Origin of the sequence: Brachybacterium phenoliresistens, from assembly GCF_000576425.1 — a bacterium.
In the GTDB taxonomy this organism is placed as follows: Bacteria; Actinomycetota; Actinomycetes; order Actinomycetales; family Dermabacteraceae; genus Brachybacterium; species Brachybacterium phenoliresistens.
The window spans coordinates 423,320-443,477 of record NZ_KK069988.1 but is presented as its reverse complement, the minus strand read 5'-3'; the positions used below and the strand labels follow the sequence as shown (position 1 = coordinate 443,477).

General features: G+C 73.1%; 22 protein-coding genes. 8 read left to right on the top strand and 14 right to left on the bottom strand.

The window, feature by feature from the left end:
- Positions 1-3: 3 nt before the first annotated feature.
- Both ftsR and BF93_RS02045 read left to right on the top strand, forming a co-directional pair.
- Entirely contained in the window at positions 4-696 is a 693-nt protein-coding gene (gene ftsR / locus BF93_RS02050; RefSeq protein WP_038370241.1) for a transcriptional regulator FtsR, read from the top strand.
- Between the two features lie 125 nt (positions 697-821).
- Positions 822-1,406 carry a MerR family transcriptional regulator gene (locus BF93_RS02045; RefSeq protein ID WP_038370240.1) on the top strand — a complete coding sequence of 195 codons (585 nt, stop codon included), beginning with the start codon at positions 822-824 and terminating at the stop codon, positions 1,404-1,406.
- 175 nt (positions 1,407-1,581) lie between these two features.
- Here BF93_RS02045 and BF93_RS02040 read toward each other — a convergent pair whose 3' ends face one another.
- On the bottom strand, positions 1,582-2,385 hold the full coding sequence (locus BF93_RS02040) for a ParA family protein (RefSeq protein WP_038370239.1): 804 nt from the start codon (positions 2,383-2,385) through the stop codon (positions 1,582-1,584).
- Between the two features lie 158 nt (positions 2,386-2,543).
- Here BF93_RS02040 and BF93_RS02035 point away from each other — a divergent pair, with 158 nt between their 5' ends.
- Positions 2,544-3,584, top strand: a complete 1,041-nt coding sequence (locus BF93_RS02035; RefSeq protein ID WP_038370238.1) for a methyltransferase domain-containing protein — start codon at positions 2,544-2,546, stop codon at positions 3,582-3,584.
- A gap of 52 nt (positions 3,585-3,636) precedes the next feature.
- Here the strand turns inward: BF93_RS02035 and BF93_RS02030 are convergent, their stop codons facing one another.
- From BF93_RS02030 to BF93_RS02010, 5 genes are all read right to left on the bottom strand, one after another.
- On the bottom strand, positions 3,637-4,305 hold the full coding sequence (locus tag BF93_RS02030) for a TIGR03085 family metal-binding protein (protein WP_051486406.1): 669 nt from the start codon (positions 4,303-4,305) through the stop codon (positions 3,637-3,639).
- Between the two features lie 50 nt (positions 4,306-4,355).
- Entirely contained in the window at positions 4,356-5,357 is a 1,002-nt protein-coding gene (locus BF93_RS02025; protein ID WP_038370236.1) for a sugar phosphate isomerase/epimerase family protein, read from the bottom strand.
- A gap of 76 nt (positions 5,358-5,433) precedes the next feature.
- Positions 5,434-6,579 carry a Gfo/Idh/MocA family protein gene (locus BF93_RS02020; protein WP_038370235.1) on the bottom strand — a complete coding sequence of 382 codons (1,146 nt, stop codon included), beginning with the start codon at positions 6,577-6,579 and terminating at the stop codon, positions 5,434-5,436.
- Positions 6,580-6,727: 148 nt separating this feature from the next.
- Positions 6,728-7,852: a Gfo/Idh/MocA family protein gene (locus BF93_RS02015; protein ID WP_038370234.1), complete on the bottom strand. Its 1,125-nt coding sequence runs from the start codon at positions 7,850-7,852 to the stop codon at positions 6,728-6,730.
- A 7-nt stretch (positions 7,853-7,859) separates the two neighbouring features.
- Positions 7,860-8,606, bottom strand: a complete 747-nt coding sequence (locus BF93_RS02010; RefSeq protein WP_038370233.1) for a sugar phosphate isomerase/epimerase family protein — start codon at positions 8,604-8,606, stop codon at positions 7,860-7,862.
- Between the two features lie 126 nt (positions 8,607-8,732).
- Between BF93_RS02010 and BF93_RS02005 the strand changes: the two genes are divergently transcribed.
- Positions 8,733-9,560, top strand: a complete 828-nt coding sequence (locus BF93_RS02005; RefSeq protein ID WP_051486405.1) for a transglutaminase-like domain-containing protein — start codon at positions 8,733-8,735, stop codon at positions 9,558-9,560.
- 35 nt (positions 9,561-9,595) lie between these two features.
- On the opposite strand, the gene BF93_RS02000 is transcribed toward BF93_RS02005, so the two are convergent.
- A complete protein-coding gene (locus tag BF93_RS02000) occupies positions 9,596-10,528 on the bottom strand; it encodes a PAC2 family protein (protein WP_051486404.1) in 933 nt (310 codons plus the stop codon).
- Positions 10,529-10,697: 169 nt separating this feature from the next.
- On the opposite strand from BF93_RS02000, the gene BF93_RS01995 reads away from it, so the two are divergent.
- Complete coding sequence (locus BF93_RS01995; protein WP_084148179.1) at positions 10,698-11,045, top strand: 4a-hydroxytetrahydrobiopterin dehydratase; 348 nt, start codon at positions 10,698-10,700, stop codon at positions 11,043-11,045.
- A gap of 49 nt (positions 11,046-11,094) precedes the next feature.
- Here the strand turns inward: BF93_RS01995 and BF93_RS01990 are convergent, their stop codons facing one another.
- Positions 11,095-11,889 carry a sulfite exporter TauE/SafE family protein gene (locus BF93_RS01990; RefSeq protein ID WP_038370232.1) on the bottom strand — a complete coding sequence of 265 codons (795 nt, stop codon included), beginning with the start codon at positions 11,887-11,889 and terminating at the stop codon, positions 11,095-11,097.
- Positions 11,890-11,964: 75 nt separating this feature from the next.
- Between BF93_RS01990 and BF93_RS01985 the strand changes: the two genes are divergently transcribed.
- From BF93_RS01985 to BF93_RS01975, 3 genes are read left to right on the top strand one after another with little or no spacing between them, the layout of a single operon-like run.
- Complete coding sequence (locus BF93_RS01985; protein ID WP_038370231.1) at positions 11,965-13,065, top strand: winged helix DNA-binding domain-containing protein; 1,101 nt, start codon at positions 11,965-11,967, stop codon at positions 13,063-13,065.
- Positions 13,066-13,079: 14 nt separating this feature from the next.
- Positions 13,080-14,051 carry a GNAT family N-acetyltransferase gene (locus BF93_RS01980; RefSeq protein ID WP_038370230.1) on the top strand — a complete coding sequence of 324 codons (972 nt, stop codon included), beginning with the start codon at positions 13,080-13,082 and terminating at the stop codon, positions 14,049-14,051.
- A 59-nt stretch (positions 14,052-14,110) separates the two neighbouring features.
- Positions 14,111-14,698, top strand: a complete 588-nt coding sequence (locus BF93_RS01975) for a CG0192-related protein (RefSeq protein ID WP_038370229.1) — start codon at positions 14,111-14,113, stop codon at positions 14,696-14,698.
- 205 nt (positions 14,699-14,903) lie between these two features.
- Here BF93_RS01975 and BF93_RS01970 read toward each other — a convergent pair whose 3' ends face one another.
- From BF93_RS01970 to BF93_RS01945, 6 genes are all read right to left on the bottom strand, one after another.
- Positions 14,904-15,728, bottom strand: coding sequence for a TrmH family RNA methyltransferase (locus tag BF93_RS01970; protein ID WP_038370228.1), 825 nt, complete (start codon positions 15,726-15,728; stop codon positions 14,904-14,906).
- A 20-nt stretch (positions 15,729-15,748) separates the two neighbouring features.
- Entirely contained in the window at positions 15,749-16,258 is a 510-nt protein-coding gene (locus tag BF93_RS01965) for a putative immunity protein (RefSeq protein ID WP_038370227.1), read from the bottom strand.
- Position 16,259: 1 nt separating this feature from the next.
- Positions 16,260-16,673, bottom strand: coding sequence for a VOC family protein (locus tag BF93_RS01960; protein WP_038370226.1), 414 nt, complete (start codon positions 16,671-16,673; stop codon positions 16,260-16,262).
- 16 nt (positions 16,674-16,689) lie between these two features.
- Positions 16,690-17,520 (bottom strand): GH25 family lysozyme, encoded by an 831-nt coding sequence (locus tag BF93_RS01955; protein WP_038370225.1) that lies wholly within the window; start codon positions 17,518-17,520, stop codon positions 16,690-16,692.
- A gap of 107 nt (positions 17,521-17,627) precedes the next feature.
- Positions 17,628-19,007: a multidrug effflux MFS transporter gene (locus tag BF93_RS01950; RefSeq protein ID WP_051486402.1), complete on the bottom strand. Its 1,380-nt coding sequence runs from the start codon at positions 19,005-19,007 to the stop codon at positions 17,628-17,630.
- An 87-nt stretch (positions 19,008-19,094) separates the two neighbouring features.
- Complete coding sequence (locus BF93_RS01945; protein WP_269518558.1) at positions 19,095-20,123, bottom strand: CPBP family intramembrane glutamic endopeptidase; 1,029 nt, start codon at positions 20,121-20,123, stop codon at positions 19,095-19,097.
- Positions 20,124-20,158 lie beyond the last annotated feature (35 nt).

The following is a 20,158-nucleotide window of genomic DNA, read 5'->3' as shown; positions in this document are numbered from 1 at the left end:
CCCGTGCCGGCCTCTGCATCCCGGCGGCAGGGTGCGGGCGGGGCGCGGCAGAGCATCGGTCAGGTCCTCGCGCAGCTCCAGGAGGAGTTCCCGGATCTGTCCCACTCCAAGCTCCACTACCTGGAGGCCGAGGGGCTGATCAGCCCCGAGCGCACCCCGAGCGGCTACCGGAAGTACTCCCGCGCGGACATCGACACCCTCGTGTTCGTCCTGCGGGCGCAGCGGGACCGGTTCTGGCCCCTCAAGGTCATCAAGGAGCATCTGCTCGAGCACGGCGCGGAGGGCTCCGAGGTCACCTCCATCGCCACGCGGCCCGGCCCCTCGGCCCAGCTGCGCCCGGTGCGCCTGGATCGTCGCGGTCTGGCGCACGAGGCGCAGGTCGACGACGCCTTCCTCGAGGAGCTCGAGCAGTTCGGCATGCTCGAGGACGGCCTGCTGTTCTACGGTCCGGCCGAGCTCGAGATCGTCCGGGCCGCGCGGACCCTGGCCGATGTGGGCCTGCACCCCCGCCATCTGGTCATGCTGCGCACCTCGGCCGAGCGCGAGGCGCACATGATCGACTCGGTGGCACGTCCGCGCACCCGCCACGGCGACGCCGCCTCGCGCGGAGGCGCCGAGGACCTCGCCCGGGACCTCGGCGAATCGATGAACGCCCTGCACAACGCGCTGCTGCGGACGGCGCTGCGACGATCCTGACCGCGCGACCGATACCTGTTCGTGATGTGACCTCGGCGCGCCACGGGACCGGCGGGGCCGTTCGGGGTTAGGCTGTCCATGCGCTCTCATCCTTCCCCCCGGAGAGCCGACACCTGGAGGCCATCGTGACCCACGAATCCCGAGAGGACCGCACCGCGCAGTCCACCGTGCCCGCCGAACCGGCGCAGGGCGTGCTCTTCGACGACGTCGTCGACACCCCCGGCGAGTTCGGCTACCGCGGCCCGGCCGCATGCAAGGCCGCCGGGATCACCTACCGCCAGCTGGACTACTGGGCGCGCACCGGTCTGGTCGAGCCCAGCGTCCGCGGCGCCTCCGGCTCCGGCAGCCAGCGGCTGTACGGCTTCCGCGACGTGCTCGTGCTGAAGGTCGTCAAGCGCCTGCTCGACACCGGCGTCTCCCTCCAGCAGATCCGCGTGGCCGTCGGCGCGCTGCGCGACCGCGGCATCGACGATCTCGCCGAGATCACCCTCATGAGCGACGGCGCCTCCGTCTACGAGTGCACCAGCGCCCAGGACATGTTCGACCTCATCCAGGGCGGCCAGGGCGTCTTCGGCATCGCCGTCGGGCGCGTGTGGCGCGAGGTCGAGACGGAGCTGTCGGTGCTGCCCAGCGTCGACCCGGCCGACGAGCAGGCCCTGTCCCTGCACGACGAGCTGGCGGCGCGGCGCCGCTCCCGCCAGGCGGGCTGACCCGCCGCCCCGGCATCGACGGGGCCCCGAGACCGGACGAGGCGAGCACCTGGGGAAGGGTGCTCGCCTCGTTCTTCGTCATGCGCGGTGCATCGGGCCCGCGCCGATCAGGCCGGAAGCAGGCCCGGCCCGAAGCAGACCGGCAGGCCCGGCCCGATGCGGACGGGCAGCCGGATCAGGACTGCTCGGGAACCATCTCGCGCGAGTCCAGGACCACCTTCAGCAGGGCGTCGAAGTCCTCGGTGAGCCGCTTGCCGCTGGCCCCCTCGTAGCGGTGCAGCGGCACCGCGCCGCCCTGCGCCTGCTGCAGACCCACGCGCTCCTCGATGACCGGCTCCAGAACCTTGTCGCCGAACAGCTCCCGCAGCTCGGCGAGGCGGTACTGGTGCTCGACCGAGCGCGGCCGGTAGCGGTTGACGACCAGGCCCAGCGGCTGCAGCGTCGGGGCGAGCTTCTCCTCGCGCATCTCGTAGGCGAGCTTCAGGGCGCGATCGGCCGCGGTCACGGCGAAGAAGCCGGGCTCGGCGACCACGAGGGAGCGGTCAGATGCCGCGAGGGCCATCTGCGTGAGCCCGTTCAACGAGGGCGGGCAGTCGATGATGACGAGGTCCCACTGGTGGGTGCGCTTGTCCAGCGCCTCCCGCAGCCGGCGGATGTCCTTGGGGCCCGGGGCCGGGGTATCGACCAGCACCGAGCGGTGACCGCCCGGGATGATGTCGAGATGGGAGGCGGCGCCCTGCGACCACGGGGTCGGGATGATCGCCCGGTCCACCGTCTCGGTGCGGGGCGAGGAGAGGACATCGGCGATGTCCGTCGTCGTCGCCGGCTCGCCCAGCAGCCCGAGCGTGGTGTCGCCCTGCGGGTCGAGGTCGATCACCAGAGTGTTGACACCCTGGTGGAGGGCGGCCGAGGCGAGCCCAAGAGTCACGGACGTCTTGCCGACGCCGCCCTTCAGGGAACAGACACTCACAGTGAACACGCTCGTCAGTCTACCGATACGCGAGCCCGGATCTGTGCCGCGCCGGGGAGCGGCGCGCCACACCGGTATCCTGGGGCGTCGGACGCCGCCCTGCGGCGCCTCGCCGCGTCCCGCAGCCGCCGGCGACCACCGCCAGCCCGCCCCGGACCGGAGGACCTGTGCCCCCTGACGACCTCGTGCTCGAGACCCTCGACGGATGCGGTCCCTTCGCCTCGCGGGAGGCCGCGGAGCTGGGGGAGGTGCGCACGGTCTCGCCCACCGAGCTGCGCGTGCGCACGGACGACCTCGCCGGCGCACGGCGCCTGCGGCGCACGGTCGCCGCCTATGCCACGCTCGGGGTCCCGGCCCGGAGGCCGCGCGAGCTGCTGGAGACCTCGGTGATGCAGCGCGTGGACGCCCTGGTCGGCGAGATCCGCCGGGCGAGGCCGAAGGTCGCCTTCACCGGGCTGCGGCTGGCCGCCGCCGGCGCCGACAGCGCCGACATGCGCCGCATCGCCGCGCGGATCGCCGAGGGCGCCGGCGTTCCGGTGGACGAGGAGGGGGATCTCCTGGTGCGGGTGCGTCGCGGCACCGCGGCCGATGCGCCCGGGGCCGGCCCGGGCGCGGGCTGGGAGATCCTCGTGCGCATCACCCCGAGGCCCCTGTCGACCCGGGCATGGCGCACCGTGGACTATCCCGGCGCGGTGAACGCGACCATCGCCGCCAGCGTGATGGACCTGCTCGAGGTCGGTCCGCAGGACGCCCTGCTGGACATGACCTGCGGCTCCGGCACGCTGCTCATCGAGCAGCTGCACTCCGCGATCCCCGCCCGTGCGGTGGGCGTGGACCTGTCCGCCGCCGCGATCGAGGCGGCCCGTGCCCATCAGCGGGCGGCACGTCGCCGAGGCCGCATCGACTGGCTCCAGGGCGACGTGCGCGAGCTCCCCCTCGAGGGCGGGTTCACGCGGATCGTCACGAACCCGCCGTGGGGCACCCTCCACGGCGAGCACGCGTCCAACGAGGCGCTGCTCGAGGATCTGCTGGCCCGGGCCCACGCGCTCGGCGTCCCGGGCGCCCGCATGGGCGTGCTCACCCACGAGATCACCCGGATGCACGCGGTGCTGGAGCGGACCGCGCAGTGGCGGCCGCTGCAGGAGCACCGCTTCTTCCAGAAGGGGCATCACCCCCGGCTCTTCCTCCTCGAGCGCCGCGAGGGCTGAGGCCGCGGGACGGCCTCGGGCGGCCGACCGCGCACCGGCCCGTGCGAGGGCCTCAGAATCCGCGGTCGGCCTCGCGCAGGGCCAGCAGCGCATCTGCCTCGCCCTCGAGGCGCACCCGGGCGACGCGGTCGCGGCCGAACGCCCACAGCAGCAGCTCGGTCGGTGCACCGTGCACGCGCACCGAGCCGTGGGACTGCCCGCCCCGGGCGGGGACCCGCAGGCCGCCGGACGGCCCCACCAGCACCACGTCCACGCCCGCTCGGATCAGCAGGCGCGACATCAGGCCCAGATACTTCCAGACCGTGCGCTCATCGGCCTCCGGCAGGGCGCGGGGCTCCCAGCCGGGCCGGGCGCGGCGCAGGTCCTCGTGATGGACGAGGTACTCGACGGTGTTCAAGGCGCGATCGGCCGCGTGCAGCGGAGAGAACCGGCGGTGCCCGGCCCGGAAGATCGCCACCTGCTGCGCCCAGGTCAGCTCGCCGAAGGATGCCAGCGCCTCCTGACCGCGGCGGCGCAGCGGCGCGAGGGGCGATCGGGCCGCGGCGGCGGCGAGGACCCCGTGCTCGCGCACCAGCAGGTGCTCGAGGAGCTCCGCCGCGCTCCAGCCGTCGAGGATCGTCGGGGCATCGGGCCCGAAGCCGACGAGGTCATCGGCCAGGGCCTCGCGCTCGCGCCGGACGAAGGGAGCAGGGGCGTCGATGCCGGGGGCGGGGGAGTCCATGGGGACATCCTAGGGAGCGCCCCCGGCACGCCGCTGGGAGGATCCCGGGGTCAGTCGCCCGCGGAGAACGCCGCGTCGAAGGACGTCTCCGAGGCCGGGTAGTCGAAGCGGCGGAGCAGCTCGATGGCCTCCGCCGCGCCGTGGAGGCGGTCCATCCCCGCGTCCTCCCATTCGATGGAGATCGGACCCTCGTAGCCGATGGAGCGCAGGGCCCGGAAGGCGGCGTCCCAGGGGACGTCGCCCCGGCCGAAGGAGACGAAGTCCCAGCCGCGGCGCGGATCGCCCCACGGCAGGTGGGAGCCGAGCCGGGTGTTGCGGCCCGTGGTGCGGACCCGGATGTCCTTGCAGTCCACGTGGTAGATCCGGTCGGCGAAGTCGGTGATGAAGGAGACCGGATCGATCTCCTGCCACATGAAGTGCGACGGGTCCCAGTTCAGGCCGAAGGCCTCGCGGTGGCCGATGGCCTCGAGGGTGCGCTGGGTGGTCCAGTAGTCGTAGGCGATCTCGGAGGGGTGGACCTCGTGGGCGAAGCGCACCCCGCACTCGTCGAAGACGTCCAGGATGGGGTTCCAGCGGTCGGCGAAGTCCTGGTAGCCCTCGTCGATGACCTCCTGCGGCACCGGCGGGAACATCGCCACGTACTTCCAGATCTTCGAGCCGGTGAAGCCGATGACGGTCTCCACCCCGAGCTTCCGGGCCAGGCGGGCGGTGTTCTTCATGTCCTCGGCGGCGCGCTGCCGCACGCCCTCGGGGTCGCCGTCGCCCCACACCGCGGACCCGACGATGGCCTGGTGGCGGAAGTCGATGGGGTCGTCGCAGATGGCCTGGCCCTTGAGGTGGTTGGAGATGGCCCAGCACTTCAGGCCGTGCTTCTCCAGGATGCCGAGGCGCTCGGCGATGTACTCCTCGTCGTCCCAGCGGGCGGCGTCCAGGTGCTCGCCGGACACGGCGATCTCGAGGCCGTCGTAGCCCCAGCCGGCGGCGAGCTCGGCCACCTCCTCGAGCGTGAGATCGGCCCATTGTCCGGTGAACAGGGTGTGCGGGTGAGGCATCGTGCTCTCCTTGTCAGCTGCAGGGGATCGGTCGATGGTCGGAAGGTCTGCGGAGGGTCGGGGCGCGGACGACGGGTCAGAGCGCGACGGTGCGGCCGTCCTGGGCGTCCGAGGCGATCACGGCGTCCAGCACGCGCTGCAGGGCCAGCCCGTCCTCGAAGGCGGGGGAGAAGGCTCCGGGGTGCCCGGCGGCGACCGCCTGCAGGAGGTCGCGCGCCTGGTGGGTGAAGGTGTGCTCCCATCCCAGCACGTGGCCCTGCGGCCACCAGCCGGCGAGATAGGGGTGCTCGGGCTCGGTGACGAGGATCCGGGTGTAGCCCTGCTCGGCGATCGGAGCGGTCGCGTCGAGGAACCACAGCTCGTTGGGGCTCTCGAGGTCGAAGCGCAGCGCCCCGCGGTTCCCGAACAGCTCGATGCGCAGCTGGTTCTTGCAGCCGGTGGCCACGCGGCTGGCCTCCACCGAGGCGAAGGCGCCGCCCTCGAGCTCGAGGGTCGCCCAGGCGGCGTCGTCGACGGTGACCGGTTCGGGGCCGTCCTCGCCGGGACGCTCGGGCACGAGGGTCGCCAGGCGTCCGCGCACGGCAAGGGTCCGCGCACCGGTGAGGTACTGCACCTGGTCGATGGCGTGGGAGGCGATGTCGCCCAGCGCCCCGGATCCGGCGGTCTCGCGACGCAGGCGCCAGGTCATCGGCGCCTCCTCGTCGACCAGCCAGTCCTGGAGGTAGGAGGCGCGCACCTGCCGGATCGTGCCCAGGCGACCGGCGGCGACGAGGTCGCGGGCATGGGCCAGGGCCGGGACGCGCCGGTAGTTGAAGCCCAGCGCTGCGACCTGGCCGCGCTCGGCGGCGGCGCGGGCGGCGGCGACCATGGCCTCGGCCTCGGCCGGATCGTTCGCCAGGGGCTTCTCGCACAGCACGTGCTTGCCGGCCTCGAGAGCCGCGATCGCGATCTCGGCATGGAGGAAGCCGGGGGTGCAGATGTCGACGATGTCGATGTCGTCCCGGGCGATGACGTCTCGCCAGTCGGTGGCGGACTCCTCCCAGCCCAGGCGCTGCGCCGCGGCGCCGACCCGCTCCTGGTCCCGGCCGACGATGACGCGGCGGATGACCGGTGGGGTCTCGAAGGCGGCGTTGACGGTGCGCCAGGCCTGGGAATGGGCGCGGCCCATGAACTCGTAGCCGATCAGGGCGACGGCGAGGGGGCGGTCGGCGGGATGGGGCACGGGATCCTCCGGAGCAGGACGAGGTCAGGACACGGGACGGATGGGGACGAGGGGACGGGGGCGGAGCAGGGGAGCGGACGGATCTGGGGCGCGTGCTGCCGGGTGCCCGGCCCCGCGGGATGCAGGGCCGGGCACCCGGCGGGCGGTGTCAGAGCGTCGCGACCGCGGGGTCGAAGTCCGCCGGCAGCGGCTCGGGGACGGTCGCGGTCGAGGCGACCTCGACGACGGCGCCGGACTCGACGGCCTCGCCCACGGAGACCATGACGTCCAGCACGTGCGCGGCGAGCTCGCCGGTGAGGCGATGGGGGACGCCCGCGCGGATCGCCCGGCCCATCTCGAGCAGACCGAGACCGCGGCCGAAGACGGGGCCGGTGGCCTCCTGCTCGCTCCAGGCGGGCTCCTCGGTGTTCTCCCGCAGCGCGACCTTGCTGGGGCCGTCGAACACGTTGGGGTCGGGCAGGGCGATGGTGCCCCGGGATCCCTGCACCTCGAGCACGTGCGGGTAGTTGGTGCCCGCGTCGAAGGAGAGCAGCACGCTCGCGTTGGACCCGTTCTCGAACTGCAGCAGGGCGGAGACCTGCGTGGGGACCTCGACCTCGAAGACGGTGCCGGCCTTGGGGCCGGAGCCGATGGTCCGCTCGGGCACGGACTGGGAGCCGACCGCGGAGACCCGGGCGACCGGACCGTGCGCGAGCACCAGGCTGGTGAAGTAGTACGGGCCGATGTCGAACAGCGGTCCGGCGCCGACCTGGAACAGGAACTCGGGGCTGGGGTGCCAGGACTCCGGGCCCGGGGTGCGGAACAGCGCCAGGCCCGAGCGGACCTCGCCGATCTCGCCGGAGGCCACGGCGCGCAGACCGCTCTGGATGCCGGCGCCGAGCACGGTGTCGGGCGCTCCGCCCACGCGCAGCCCCTTCTCCTCGGCGTAGCGCAGCAGCTCCTGCGCGCTCTCGCGATCCGTGGTCAGCGGCTTCTCGCTCCACACGTGCTTGCCGGCGTCGAGGATGGCCTTGGAGACCTCGAAGTGCGCGACCGGGATCGTCAGGTTGACGACGATCTCGATCTCCGGGTGCTCGAGGACGACCTCGACCCCGCCGTGCGCGGGCACCCCGAACTCCTCGGCGCGCGCGGCCGCGGCCTCGGGGACGATGTCCCCGATCGCGAGGACGCGCACGTCCGGGAAGGAGGAGAGGTGCTCGAGGTACTGGGTGCTGATGACCCCCGCGCCGATGATGCCGACGCCGAGGGGGCCGGTGGTGGTGGACTGGTTCATGTGCTTCTTATTCTCCGTTCGACTGAAGTCGTCCTAATGCTTCCCGGGACTGCCGGATTCCCTCCAGCACGTCTCCGGCGTAGTCATCGAACTCGATGACTCCGATCTCGAGCCACGGTGCGGCCTCGAGGATCGCGGGCACGTCCATCTCACCCTGTCCGATCGGCTTCTGCTGCGATGTCTCGCGATTCAGAGGGCCGTCCTTGAGGTGCGCGAGCTGGACCTGCTGGCCGAGGCGGCGCAGCAGCTGCGCCGGGTCCTGGCCGCCGACGGCGGCCCAGAAGGTGTCGACCTCGAGCACCACGCGCGGGTCGAGGTCCTCGGAGAGGACCTCCAGCCCCGTGCGGCCCTCGAAGTCCGTCTCGAGCTCGAACTCATGGTTGTGGTAGCCCAGGCGCACGCCCTCCTCGGCCGCGGTGCCGGCGAGGCCGTTGAGCAGATCGGCCGTGCGCCGGATGTCGTCGACCGACGTCCAGTGCGACCGGTCGCGGTGCGGCTCGATGACGGTGCGCACCCCGAGGTTCGCGGCCACGCCGAACAGCCGGGCGGGATCCGCCTCGGCGAGCACGCCGGCGTGCGTGGACGGGGCGGAGAGCCCGAGCTCGGGCAGGGCGGTGCGCAGGGTGTCGGCCCAATCGAGGATTCCGAAGGGCTCGACGCTCTCGAAGCCCATGTCGCGCAGGGACGAGAGGGTCGCGATCGGGTCGGCGGCCAGGGCCTCCCGGACGCTGTACAGCTGGACCGATATGAGCATCAGGGCTCCTTGGGGACGACGTTGTCGCGGTGCACGCGCGGAGGCACCAGCCTATGCCAGAACCCGTGGCGGTGGTCACCTCGACCAGGCTGCGCGTCCCGGGGCCGCATGCCCCAGACTGGTCGCATGACAGCACCCTGTTCTTCGGCAGCGCCGCTGCGCCGTTCGGTCTCCGCCCGCCTGCGTGCGCGGGTCGCCCAGGGCACCGATGTGGCGCTGCTCGTGGCCGCCGCGGCGCCGGGCTCCGCCCCGGAGACCCTCGAGGTCCTCGCCGGCGGCGTCCCCTGGGAGGTGGAGACGGGCAGCGATCCCTTCGGCAGCCGGGTGCACGTCCTGCGGGACCTCCCCGAGGGCACCGTCGAGATCGTGTACGCCGCGCAGGGCGTCGGCCCGGCCGCCGAGCCGGAGGTCTCGCCGATGGACGCGGTGACCTATCTGCGGCCCTCCCGCTACTGCGAGGTGGACGAGTTCGGGCGCATCGCCGAGGACATCGTCGACGGGCGCACCGGGGGCGAGGCCGCGCACGGCATCATCGACTGGGTCGCCTCGCACCTGGAGTACGTGCTCGGGGCGAGCACGGTGCAGGATTCGGCGCGCTCGACCTTCGTCTCGCGCCGCGGGGTGTGCCGGGACTATGCGCATCTGGCGACGACGCTGCTGCGCGCGGCAGGGATCCCCGCCCGCTGCGTGTCGGTCTACGCCCCGGGGCTGCACCCGATGGACTTCCATCTGGTGGTCGAGGCCCTCGTCGAGGGCCGCTGGCTGGTGCTGGACGCCACCCGGCTCGCGCCGCGCCGGTCGATGCTGCGCATCGCCACCGGCATGGACGCGGCCGACACGGCGTTCATGACGACGCTGACCGGGGACGTCCGCCTGGAGACGATGCAGGTCGTCGCGACGGTCGACCCGGTGCTCCCCGCGGAGGTCTGGGCCGAGGACGTCGCCCTGCGCTGATCCCGGGAGCGACCGGCGCGGGGACGGACCGCGTCTCAGGCGGGCGGCTCCATGTCCGGGCCGTCCTCCTGGCCCGTGTCCTTGTCGTCCTCGTCGCCGAGCCCCGCGAGGTACTGCTCGACCTCGGCGGCGATGTCCTCCGCGGTGGGCACCTCGACGCCGCCGCCCCCGGTGATCATGCGGTCGTACTGCTGCTCGAAGCCGGTGACGATCTGTCCCAGCTGCGGGGAGGCGGCGACCTGCGCGGCGACCGAGTCGCGGATGGGCCCGGCCTGAGCCTCGAGCGCGTCCACCGGGAGCTCCGGCCCCTGCTCCTCCTGCACCGCGCGCAGCAGCGAGATCGCGGCATCGGGGTAGGTGATGTCATGCAGGTACTGCGGCACGTGCGCGACCAGCCCGACGACGTCGTGGCCGGACTCGGCCAGACGCAGGGTGAGCAGCGCCGTGAAGGGAGCCCGGAGGCGGAAGACGCCCGGCATCGGCCGGCGCACCGAGATCACGTCGGGATCTCCGGCGAAGCGCGTGACCGGCAGCTCCCGGGTATGGGGGACGGGCGCGGGAAAGCTCTGCAGCATGAGCGTGCGCTCGATGCCCAGCTGCTCGACCACGATCTTCAGCGCGGCGGTCACGCGCTCCCACTGGAAGGACGGCTCCGGACCGGTGAGCAGGAAGAACGGCTCCCCGTCGGGTCCGGTCACCTCGTGCAGGAGGATCTGGGGGCGCTGGTAGTCCTGGAAGTGGTCCAGCTCGAGGGTGACCTCGGGGCGCCGGCCGGCGTAGTCGTAGATCTGGTCCATGTCCAGCCGACCGACCACGCGGCTGGGCAGCGAGTTGAGCAGATGGTCGTCGATGGTGGCCTGGGCGGCCGCCGCATCGCTGAAGGATCCCAGCGTCACCAGGAGGACGCGCGCCGACAGCGAGCGCGAGTCCACGTGGCGTTCGTAGCTGAAGAGCGTCGTCGGGTCCATGACTCCTCCTGGTGCCGGGGCCGCGCGCGGAGCGGGCGGCGACATGCTGATATCCCGAGGAACGCCCCGTGTCGCAGCGCTATTCCTGCGCACGGCGCGATGGGGGAGGCGCGCATCACATCGTCGCCGGGGGTGGGCAGGAGAGCCCGGCTGTGCCAGGGTCGGGGCCATGAGCACACACGGAAGCACACCGACAGGCCCGTCGCCCCGGGAGGCGATCTCCGGGGAGGCGCTGCGCGCCGCCCTCGCCGAGGCGGGGGCAGAGCAGTGGCGTGCGCAGGAGGACGGGCTGCGCGCCCGCTTCGCGACCGGCGACTTCGCCACCGGGCTGGACCTGGTCGCGCGGATCGGCCGGCTCGCGGAGGAGGCCGATCACCACCCCGACGTCCTGCTGACCTATCCCGCGGTCGAGGTCACGCTGATCAGCCATGACGTCGCCGCCGTGACGGGCCGCGACGTGATGCTGGCGGGCCGGATCGGCGACGCGGCCCGTGAGATGGGCGTCGCCCTCGACTGACGGCGCGCACAGCGGGACGAGCATGTACAGCGGGAATCCGCTGTGTCGATCAGATCAGCAGCTGCAGCGTGTCCCAGGCCAGACGCAGCGACAGCCCGCCGGTGACCACCAGGAACACCACCCGCACGAAGGCGGAGCCGAAGCGCAGCGCGAGGCGTGCGCCGAGGTAGCCGCCGGCGATGTTCGCGAGCGCCATCACGGCGCCCAGCAGCCACCACACATGTCCCTGCACGCCGAACACGAGCAGGGCCCCGAGGTTGGTGGTGAGGTTCGCGAGCTTCGCATGGACGCTGGCCTCGAGGAACCCGTACCCCAGCAGCGCGACCATGAGGATGATGAAGAAGCTGCCGGTCCCCGGGCCCAGCACCCCGTCGTAGACGCCCACGCCCAGACCGATCCCAGCGGTGCGCAGCACATGCGGCGCGCCGTGGTGGCGCGGTGAGTGCTCCAGGCCCATCACCGGACGGCGCAGCGTGTGGACGCCCACCGCCAGCAGCGCGACCAGCACGATGGGGGACATCCACGGCCTGGGGATGAAGCTCGCGATCATGGCGCCCGCAGCGCTGCCGAGCGCCGCGCAGACCACGAGGGGCACCACGGTGGCCAGCACCGGACGCACCCGCCTCATGTAGGTGAGGGAGGAGATCGCCGTCCCGGCGGCGCTGGCGACCTTGTTCGTCCCCAGCACCGTGCCGGTGCTCGTGCCCGCCGGCAGTCCGGTCAGCAGAGCGGGCAGCTGCACCAGGCCGCCTCCGCCCACGACCGCATCGACCCAGCCCGCCACGAAGGCGGCGCCGAGCAGGAACAGGAGGATCCAGGGGGAGAGGTCGTCGAGGACGGGCACGGATCCAGAGCCTACGGTCCGCGCGGCCCGCACTTCGCGGACACCCGGTGGTCGGCGCGCCGATAGTCTTCCCGGGTGGTCGATCGCACACTCACCCGCGCCCGCCTGGTCGCCCAGGGGCTCGTCGCGGCCGGCGCCGCGGACCCGGCGGAGCTGGCCGCCCGGTTCCTCGCCCTGCAGGGCCAGGACCTCCCCGGCGCCCTGTCCTCGGTGGCCCTGCGCCTGCGCTCCGGCACCGATCCGATCGGCCGCGTCCAGGACGCCTTCGCCCGGGGGGAGCTGGTGCGCGGCTACCCGATGCGCGGCACGATCTTCGTCATGGCCGCGCAGGACGCGCGCTGGCTCACCGAGCTCTGCGCGCCGGCCCAGGTGCGGGCCTCCCTCACCCGTCATCGGGAGCTGGGCATCGCGCAGCATCATCTCGAGCGCGCCCGCGCCCTCGTGCTGGAGGAGGCCGATGCCCCCGGCGGGATCGGCAGGGCGGGGCTGCTCGCGCTCTGGGAGGCGCACGGCATCCCGGTGGCCGCCGGCGCGGGGTACGCGGTCCTGCGCCATCTCATCCAGACCGGGGTGCTGGTGCACGGGCCGCTGGAGGAGGGGGAGAACCGGATCGTCCTGGCGCGGCGCGCCCTGCCGGAGGGCAGCGGGCTCGCGGAGCGCTTCGACGGGGACGAGGACGCCGCGGTCGCGGAGCTCCTGCTGCGCTACCTGCGCAGCCGGGGACCGGCGACGGTCCGCGATGCCGGCTGGTTCAGCAAGCTCCCGCTCTCGCGCCTGCGCGCCGCCCTGCCGCGGATCCGGGACCGGCTCGAGGAGGCCGGGACCGATGCCGCCGGGGAGATGCGCTTCCAGCGCCCGGGCCTGGCGGCCGAGATCGAGGAGGCGGGCGCCGCGGTCGATGCGACCTTCCTGCTGCCCGGCTTCGACGAGCTCGTGCTGGGCTACCCCGACCGCCGCAGCCTCATCGCCGAGGCGGACCATCCCCGCCTGGTGCCCGGCAACAACGGCATGTTCCAGCGGGGCGTGGTGCGTCGGGGGACGATGATCGGCCTCTGGCGGCGCGCCGGCAGGCCCGGTGCCCGCCGGCTGGAGACCGAGGAGTTCGCGCCCTGGCCCGCGATCGCGCGCCGCCAGGCCCGGGGCGCCTTCGCGCGATTCCCGTTCCCCGCGCCATGAGGGAGGATGTGCTCATGACCTCCTCCGCCGAGCTCACCGTCGCCCCGCTGTCCCTCGAGGACGCACCGCAGATCGCCGCGCTGCTGACCCATCTGGAGGCTGTCGACGGCATCGTCGAGACCTTCGACGAGGTCGATGTGCGCGAGATCCTCTCGAGCCCGGGCATGGACCCGGCCGCCGACTCCCGGGGCGTGCGGATCGGCGGCGACCTGGTGGCGATCGTCTGGGTCGGCGTGGGCTCCGCGGCCGATGCCGAGGGCTTCCACCGCGCCGAGGTCTCCGGCGGGGTCCACGCCGAGCATCGGCGCCGAGGGATCGGGGCGCGCCTGCTCGCCTTCGCCGAGGACCGCGCCGCGGCCCTCATGCGGGAGCGTCACCCGGGAGCTCCCCATCACCTGCGGATCAGCGGCGGAGTGGAGACGTCCACCGTGCGCCATCTCCTGCGCCGCGAGGGGTATGCGCCGGCGCGATCCTGGCTGGACCTGGCCCGTGACCTGCCGGGGGAGAGCCTGCCCGAGACGCTGCCGCCCGGCGTGGAGCTGGCGCCCGTCCGCCCGGAGGACAGTCGCGAGGTGCGCCTCGCCCACCTCGAGGCCTTCCGCGACCACTGGGGCAGCGCCCCCATCGACGAGGAGCGCTGGGCGAGCATGTGGGACTCGGCGAAGTCCCGGCACGATCTCGGCACGGTGGCCCGCGACGCCGCCGGGAAGGTGGTCGGCTACGTGCTCGCCGCGCAGTACGAGCCCGACAGCCTGTACGTCGCGCTGGTCGGGACGGTGCCGGCGGCCCGCGGGCGCGGGATCGCCCGGGCGATGCTGGCCAGCACGATCCGACGTGCCGCCGAGGTCGCAGGTCTGCACGAGGTGACCCTCGAGGTGGATTCCGAGAGCCTCACGGGCGCGACCCGGCTGTACGAGGGGCTCGGCTTCCGTCGCCGGCGCGAGCGCGTCACCTTCCAGAAGGACGTCCCGGCCTCGTCGGTCTGACGCGCCGCCGGGTGGCGGGGGAGAGGCCCGCGCCCGGGCCGAGGCGATAGCGTGGTCGCATGGCGATCATCCACCAGGCCCAGCTGACCCCGTCCAAGCCGGAGCTGCTCCGGTCCTTCCTGGACGCCCGTCCGTGGGGAGAGCCGGGGGAGATGGAGGTGCTCGGGGCGTACCGCTTCGACGATCCGGCGGGCGAGGTCGGCGTCGAATGCCATGTGGTCCGGGTGGGCGAGGTCGTGCTCCATGTGCCGCTGGCGTACCGGGGTGCACCGGTCGACGGCGCCGAGGAGCACCTGGTCGGCACGATGCAGCATTCCGTGCTCGGCGAGCGGTTCGTCTACGACGGCGCGCACGACGAGGTGGCGCTGGACTGCTTCCGCCGCGCGCTGTGCGGCGAGCAGGAGCAGGCACCGCTGGAGATCGTCGACGCCGAGGGCCGGCGCGTCGCCGCGCGGGAGCAGTCCGTCGTCCTGAGCCTGGAGGTGGACACGGGCGCCGAGCTCCCGAGCGCCGAGCAGATCCTGGGCGGCGAGCCGTTCAGCATCGCGCGCACCGTCGACCAGCTCGACGGCACGGTGCGCCTGCGGGCGACGTGGCACGACGGCGACGGCGTGGTCGCCGCCTTCGGGGACGGCTCGGAGAGCTGACGCGCCCGCCGCAGGGGTCCGGGCGCTCCGACGCCTCCGGATCCCGCGGCGCATCCCAGGGGAGTCCGCACCAGCGGCTCCGCCCTACTGACTTTACATAACGTACATTATCGGCGCAGTGCCCAGAAGCGCCCGGAGTGCGTCGCCCGCCCGGACCCGTCGCCGGCCGGGATGCGCCGTCGGCCCGGACGCGTCGCCTAGACGCTCATGACCGCAGCCGCTGCCGGGTCGCCTCGTAGAGCACGATGCTGGCCGCGTTCGCCGCGTTCAGGGAGCTCGCGGAACCGGTCATCGGGATGCTCACCATGAGGTCGACGGCTTCGCGCCAGGTCGTGCTGAGGCCGCTGGTCTCGTTGCCGATCACCAGCAGGGTGGGTCCGGTGAGATCGGCGTCGAAGACCTCGGCCTGGCCGTTCTCGTCGGTGCCGAGGATCTGGATGGGGTCGCCGTCCTCGCGGCGGGCACGCACCCAGGCCAGCACGTCCTTCGGCGAGGAGACGCGCACCGTCGGCGTGGCGAACAGCGACCCGGTGCTCGCCCGCACGGCGGCGCTGTCGTAGGGATCGGCCGCGTGTCCGGTCACGATCACGCCGGCGGCGCCGAAGGCATCGGCCGAGCGGATGATCGAGCCGAGGTTCCCGGGGCTCGACGGGCGGTCGAAGGCGACGCCCAGGAAGTCCGGGCCGACGCGGATCCGCGAGAGGTCGTCGCGCGGCATCCGCATCTCCACGATGAGCTCGGGGACGTCCTCGGTCTTCTCCCCCAGCTCCGCCATGAGCTCGGCCGACAGCGCGTAGCGGGGTGCGCCGGCGTCCTCGAGCACCTGGCGGGCCCACGACGAGAGCTCGCGCTCGGCGTCGTAGAGGACCGCCTCGGCGTACCAGCCGTGCTCGAGGGCGATCGTGATGGGACGCACCCCCTGGACCAGGAAGCCCCCCAGGCGCTGGCGCTTGGTGCGGTTGGCGAGCATCGCCTGCCACTGCTGGAAGCGGGCGTTTCGCGTGGTGACGGAGCGGGGTGCGGGCGACATGGGACCAGCGTAGTGCCTGGTCAGTCGGAGAAGGCGTGCCAGCAGATCGCATCGCGCCGGGCCTGGTCCTCCAGCACCAGCGCCCGGATCGCCGCGGGCAGCAGCTCCCGCTGCCAGTCGCGCTCGGCGCGGCCGGCCGACCGGTCCTCGCCGTGCGCGGCACGGACGGCCCGGATCGCGTAGGCGGCGGCGCCGAGGTCGTGCTCGGCGACATGCCCCACGCAGGCGGCCTGCCCTGCCGCGTACGCCGCGAAGCGGGCCGGACCGCGCAGGGGCCGGGCGGCGCCCATGGCGTGGCCGCCGGCGGCGCGGGCCCGCATCATGGGCAGCTCTCCCCCGGCCCAGGCGCGGGCGGCGGCTATCGCCTCGCGCGGGCGCGGATCCTCGGGCCGCTCGTCCTCGAACAGCGCGAGCACGTGCTCGGCGCAGTCGGCCGCCCACAGGGCCAGCAGGCGGTGGTCCTCGTCGCGCAGCGTCCCGCCGCGGCGGATCGTGATCAGGCGCGGGTCGCGCACGGCGGGCAGGATCACCTCAGGCCTCGTCCTCCCCGGCGACGAAGATGCAGAACGGATGGCCGGCCGGATCCGCGAAGACGTACAGGGGCTCCTCCTCGTCCTCGAAGCGGTCCAGCAGGACGGCGGCGCCCAGCGACAGAGCCCGGTCCCGCTGCCGGATCAGGGACTCGGGGTCCGGGACGGTCATGTCCAGGTGCAGCTGCTGGGGCACGGCATGGTCGGGCCAGGTGGAGCGGGCCATGCCGACGGCCTCCTGGATCGCCAGGCGGCGCACCCCGTCCTCGTCGACCAGGACCAGCCAGTCGGGATCGGGGAGGTCCGCGTCGCCGGGACGGTACCGCAGGCCCAGCAGCTGCCGGTAGAACTCGGCGAGGCCGCGGACATCGGGCGTGTCCAGGACGGTCTGCAGCAGGCGGGGATGCTCGCTCATCGGCCTCTCCCCTGCCTCAGATGCCGTTGGCGCCGTAGTCGACCTCGGCGACGAACCGGGCGAAGTCGTCCTCGCCGCTGTACCAGACGTTGGAGTCCCCGGCGAAGGGGCCGCTGGGCGAGTACTGCCACAGCTCCCAGCCCCACCAGCGGCCCGGGAGGGAGGCGATGGGGTCGTAGGAGTAGTTGGCGATGTGCAGCGGGGAGTTGCGCGGGGTCCAGCTGCCGACGTTGTCGTTCCACCAGTGGGCGTTGGTGTAGATCACGGGGCGCCGGCCGGTGTTCTCTCGGTAGTGCGAGGAGAACTGGGAGATCCAGGAGCGCAGGTCGCTGCGGCTGAGCCCGTAGTTCGCCGGGCGTCCGGGGCTGGTCTCGAAGTCGACCATGCCGGGCAGAGTGCGGCCGTCGGGCGTCCACCCTCCCCCGCCGTCGAGGAAGGCGTCGCACTGGGTGATCGGGTCCCCGGTGTCGGGCCGGGCGAAGTGGTATCCGCCGCGGGGCATGCCGACCCGGTCGGCGCCGCGGTACTGGGAGGAGAAGGTCGGGCTCTTCCAGGTGTTGCCCTCGGTCGCCTTGACCCAGGCGAAGCGGGAGCCCAGCTCCCACTGGCGGCCCCAGTCGACGTCGCCCTGCCAGGAGGAGACGTCCTGGCCATGGATCTCCTGATGCACGACGCCCTCGGCCATGGCCGAGGGCGCGGCGGCGAGGGCGGGGATGCCGACGGCGGCGGAGGCGCCGAAGGCTCCGGCGCGCAGCAGGTGGCGGCGGGTATGACCGCCTCCGGGGGCGGTCGAGGAGGTCTGCGGGGGCTCGGGCGTGCGGCGGTGCCGGGGACGGTACGGGGACACGGGATGCTCCTGGAGGTGGGGAAGACGCGACCTGGGAGCCGGCCGCACCTGCGCACACGCTAGCCTCCGGTGAGGCCGGGGTCACGCAGGTGCGGCCGCGTGTCGTCTCAGACGGCCTGCGCCGCGGGGTGCGAGATGCTGCGTCCGCTCCCCCGCCCGGCGATGACGAAGAAGACCATGGAGATGGTGCAGCCGACCACCATCGTGATCGCCATCGGCAGCGAGGAGTGGGTCCCGGCCAGGCCCACCAGCGGCGCCGCGAGCGACGCCGCGAAGGAGAAGCCCAGGCCCAGCATGGCGGAGCCGGTGCCGGCGATCTCGCGGGCCTGCTGCGAGGCCAGTGCCCCGCAGTTGCCGAAGATCATGCCCTGGGGAGCCACGGCCAGGAAGAAGGCCGGCAGCACGATCCAGGCCGGGGTGTCCAGGAAGAGGGCGCCGATCAGCAGGGCCACGCTGGCGCAGCTGACGATGATCAGGGCGACGCGGATCAGCGAGCGGGGATGGAAGGTGCGGGTCAGGCGCGCCGAGAGGAAGGACGCGGACATCATCCCCGCCGAGTTGATGGCGAAGCTGATCGAGTACTGCGTCGAGGTGAAGTGGAGCATCTCCTGGACCACGAAGGTCGATGCGGAGACGTATGCCATGACCGCGAACGCCGAGAACGCGTTGACCAGCAGGTACGCGACGAAGAGACGCCGTGAGAGCAGGGTGCGGCAGTTGTGCAGGAAGGTCCGGAACCCGCCTGCGTGCCGTCTCGAGGGCGGCAGCGATTCCGGGATGAGGAAGATCGTCCCCAGCAGGGACACCAGGGACATGGCCGCGATCACGAGGAAGATCTCGCGCCACTGCCCGAACACCAGGATGATGCCGCCCATCAGCGGCGCGACGATCGGGGCGATCCCGCCGATGCCCTGCATGATGTTCATGATCCGGAACAGCTCGGGGCCGTCGGTCATGTCGATCAGCACCGCGCGGCCCAGCACCATGCCGAAGCCGCCGCCGATGCCCTGCAGCACGCGCAGCACCATGAGCATCTCGGCGCTGGAGGCGAAGGCGCAGCCCAGGGAGCCCAGCAGGCAGAGCACGATGCCCAGCAGCAGCGGGGCGCGCCGTCCGAGCCGGTCCGAGAGGGGGCCGGCGACGACCTGCCCGCTCGCCGTGCCCAGGAAGAACGCGGTGAGGCTGAGCTGCATGCGCGCCGCGGTGGTGCCCAGCTCTCCGGCGACCTCGGGGAAGGCCGGCACGTACATGTCGGTGGCCAGCGGGCCGATCGCCCCCAGGGTGGTCAGGACCACGATGACGAGGATCGTGACCTTGCTGCGGGTGCCGGCGAGCTCGCGCTGCGAGGGCAGATGGGCGAGATCGCGGTCGGCGGCGTCCTCGAGGACGGGGATCGCCCCGGTGATGGTGGGGATGGCACCGGTGGTGGTGGGGATGTCGTCGCGTCCGGGGTCGGAGCGGTGGGGGTCGTGGGCGGCGGGGGCCACGGAGGTCCTCTCTGGATCGGCGGGGAACGAGCCGGGCGGACCCGCAGTGGGTCCGCCCGGCTCGTGCATCCCATCCTAGGGAGTGCCTCAGGGGGTTTGGGAAGGGGACAGGTCCGATCTCTCCGGAGAGCTGGACCACGTCCGTGCCGGATCCGCGGCGCGGCGACGCCGCTCGAGGAGCCAGACGATGCCGACGGCGGCCAGGTCCATGCCGATGAACACGAGCATGAACGGTCCGCCCGCCCCGGCCGAGCGGTCGATCACCAGGCCGCCGCCGCCCGAGAGCAGCGCCGCCAGCACCATGCTGATGAGGTTGTTCGTGACGTGGAAGGCGATCGGCGCCTCGAGCCCGCGGCTGATCAGCGCCATCAGCGCCATGGAGAGGCCGAAGGCGATGTAGTACGCGATCAGCCAGGGGTCGCCCGCGCCGTGGGCGAGGCCGAACAGCACGCTCGAGGCCGCGATGCCCACCGGAAGGGCCACGGCCGCGGGGCGGATCCACGAGGCCACGGCCGCGGTGGTGACGCCGCGGAAGACGACCTCCTCCGCGGCGGCCTGCAGCGGGGTGGTCAGCAGGGCGACCGCGATCAGCCCGAGGGTCGTGGCGGTGATCATCGGCGCGTGCTCCCCCATCGGCACCCAGATCGCCGAGATGCCGTAGACCGCCCCGATGAGCAGGGCGAACAGGCCGAAGTAGCCGGCCATGCGACCCCATCGGAAGCTCCGGCCCACGCGCAGCACCGCCCGCCACGGCACCCCGCCGATCCGGACCGCGAGCAGCAGCGCCAGGGGTGCGAGGACCGCGAGGGAGATGTTGGTCGACAGCAGCAGCAGGGGGCTGAGGCTCATGTCCGAGGGATCGCGGCCGAAGGCGACGGTCTCGAACACCACCACGACGATGGTCAGGGCGATCTGCAGGCCGAACATGGCCACGGCGAGGATCGGGAGGATCACCAGCGGGCGCCACCAGCGCATCCGCAGGTGCGCTCCGAAGGGCCGCGAGGGATCCACGGGCTCGGGGCGGGCGGCGGGACCGGGGGCGGGACCGGCGACCCGGTGGGCGACCGGTTCGGCGACCGGGCCGGCGGCGGGGAGGGGGACGGGATGCTCGCTCATGCTCCCATCGTGGCCCGGCCCGCCGCCGGGCGCCT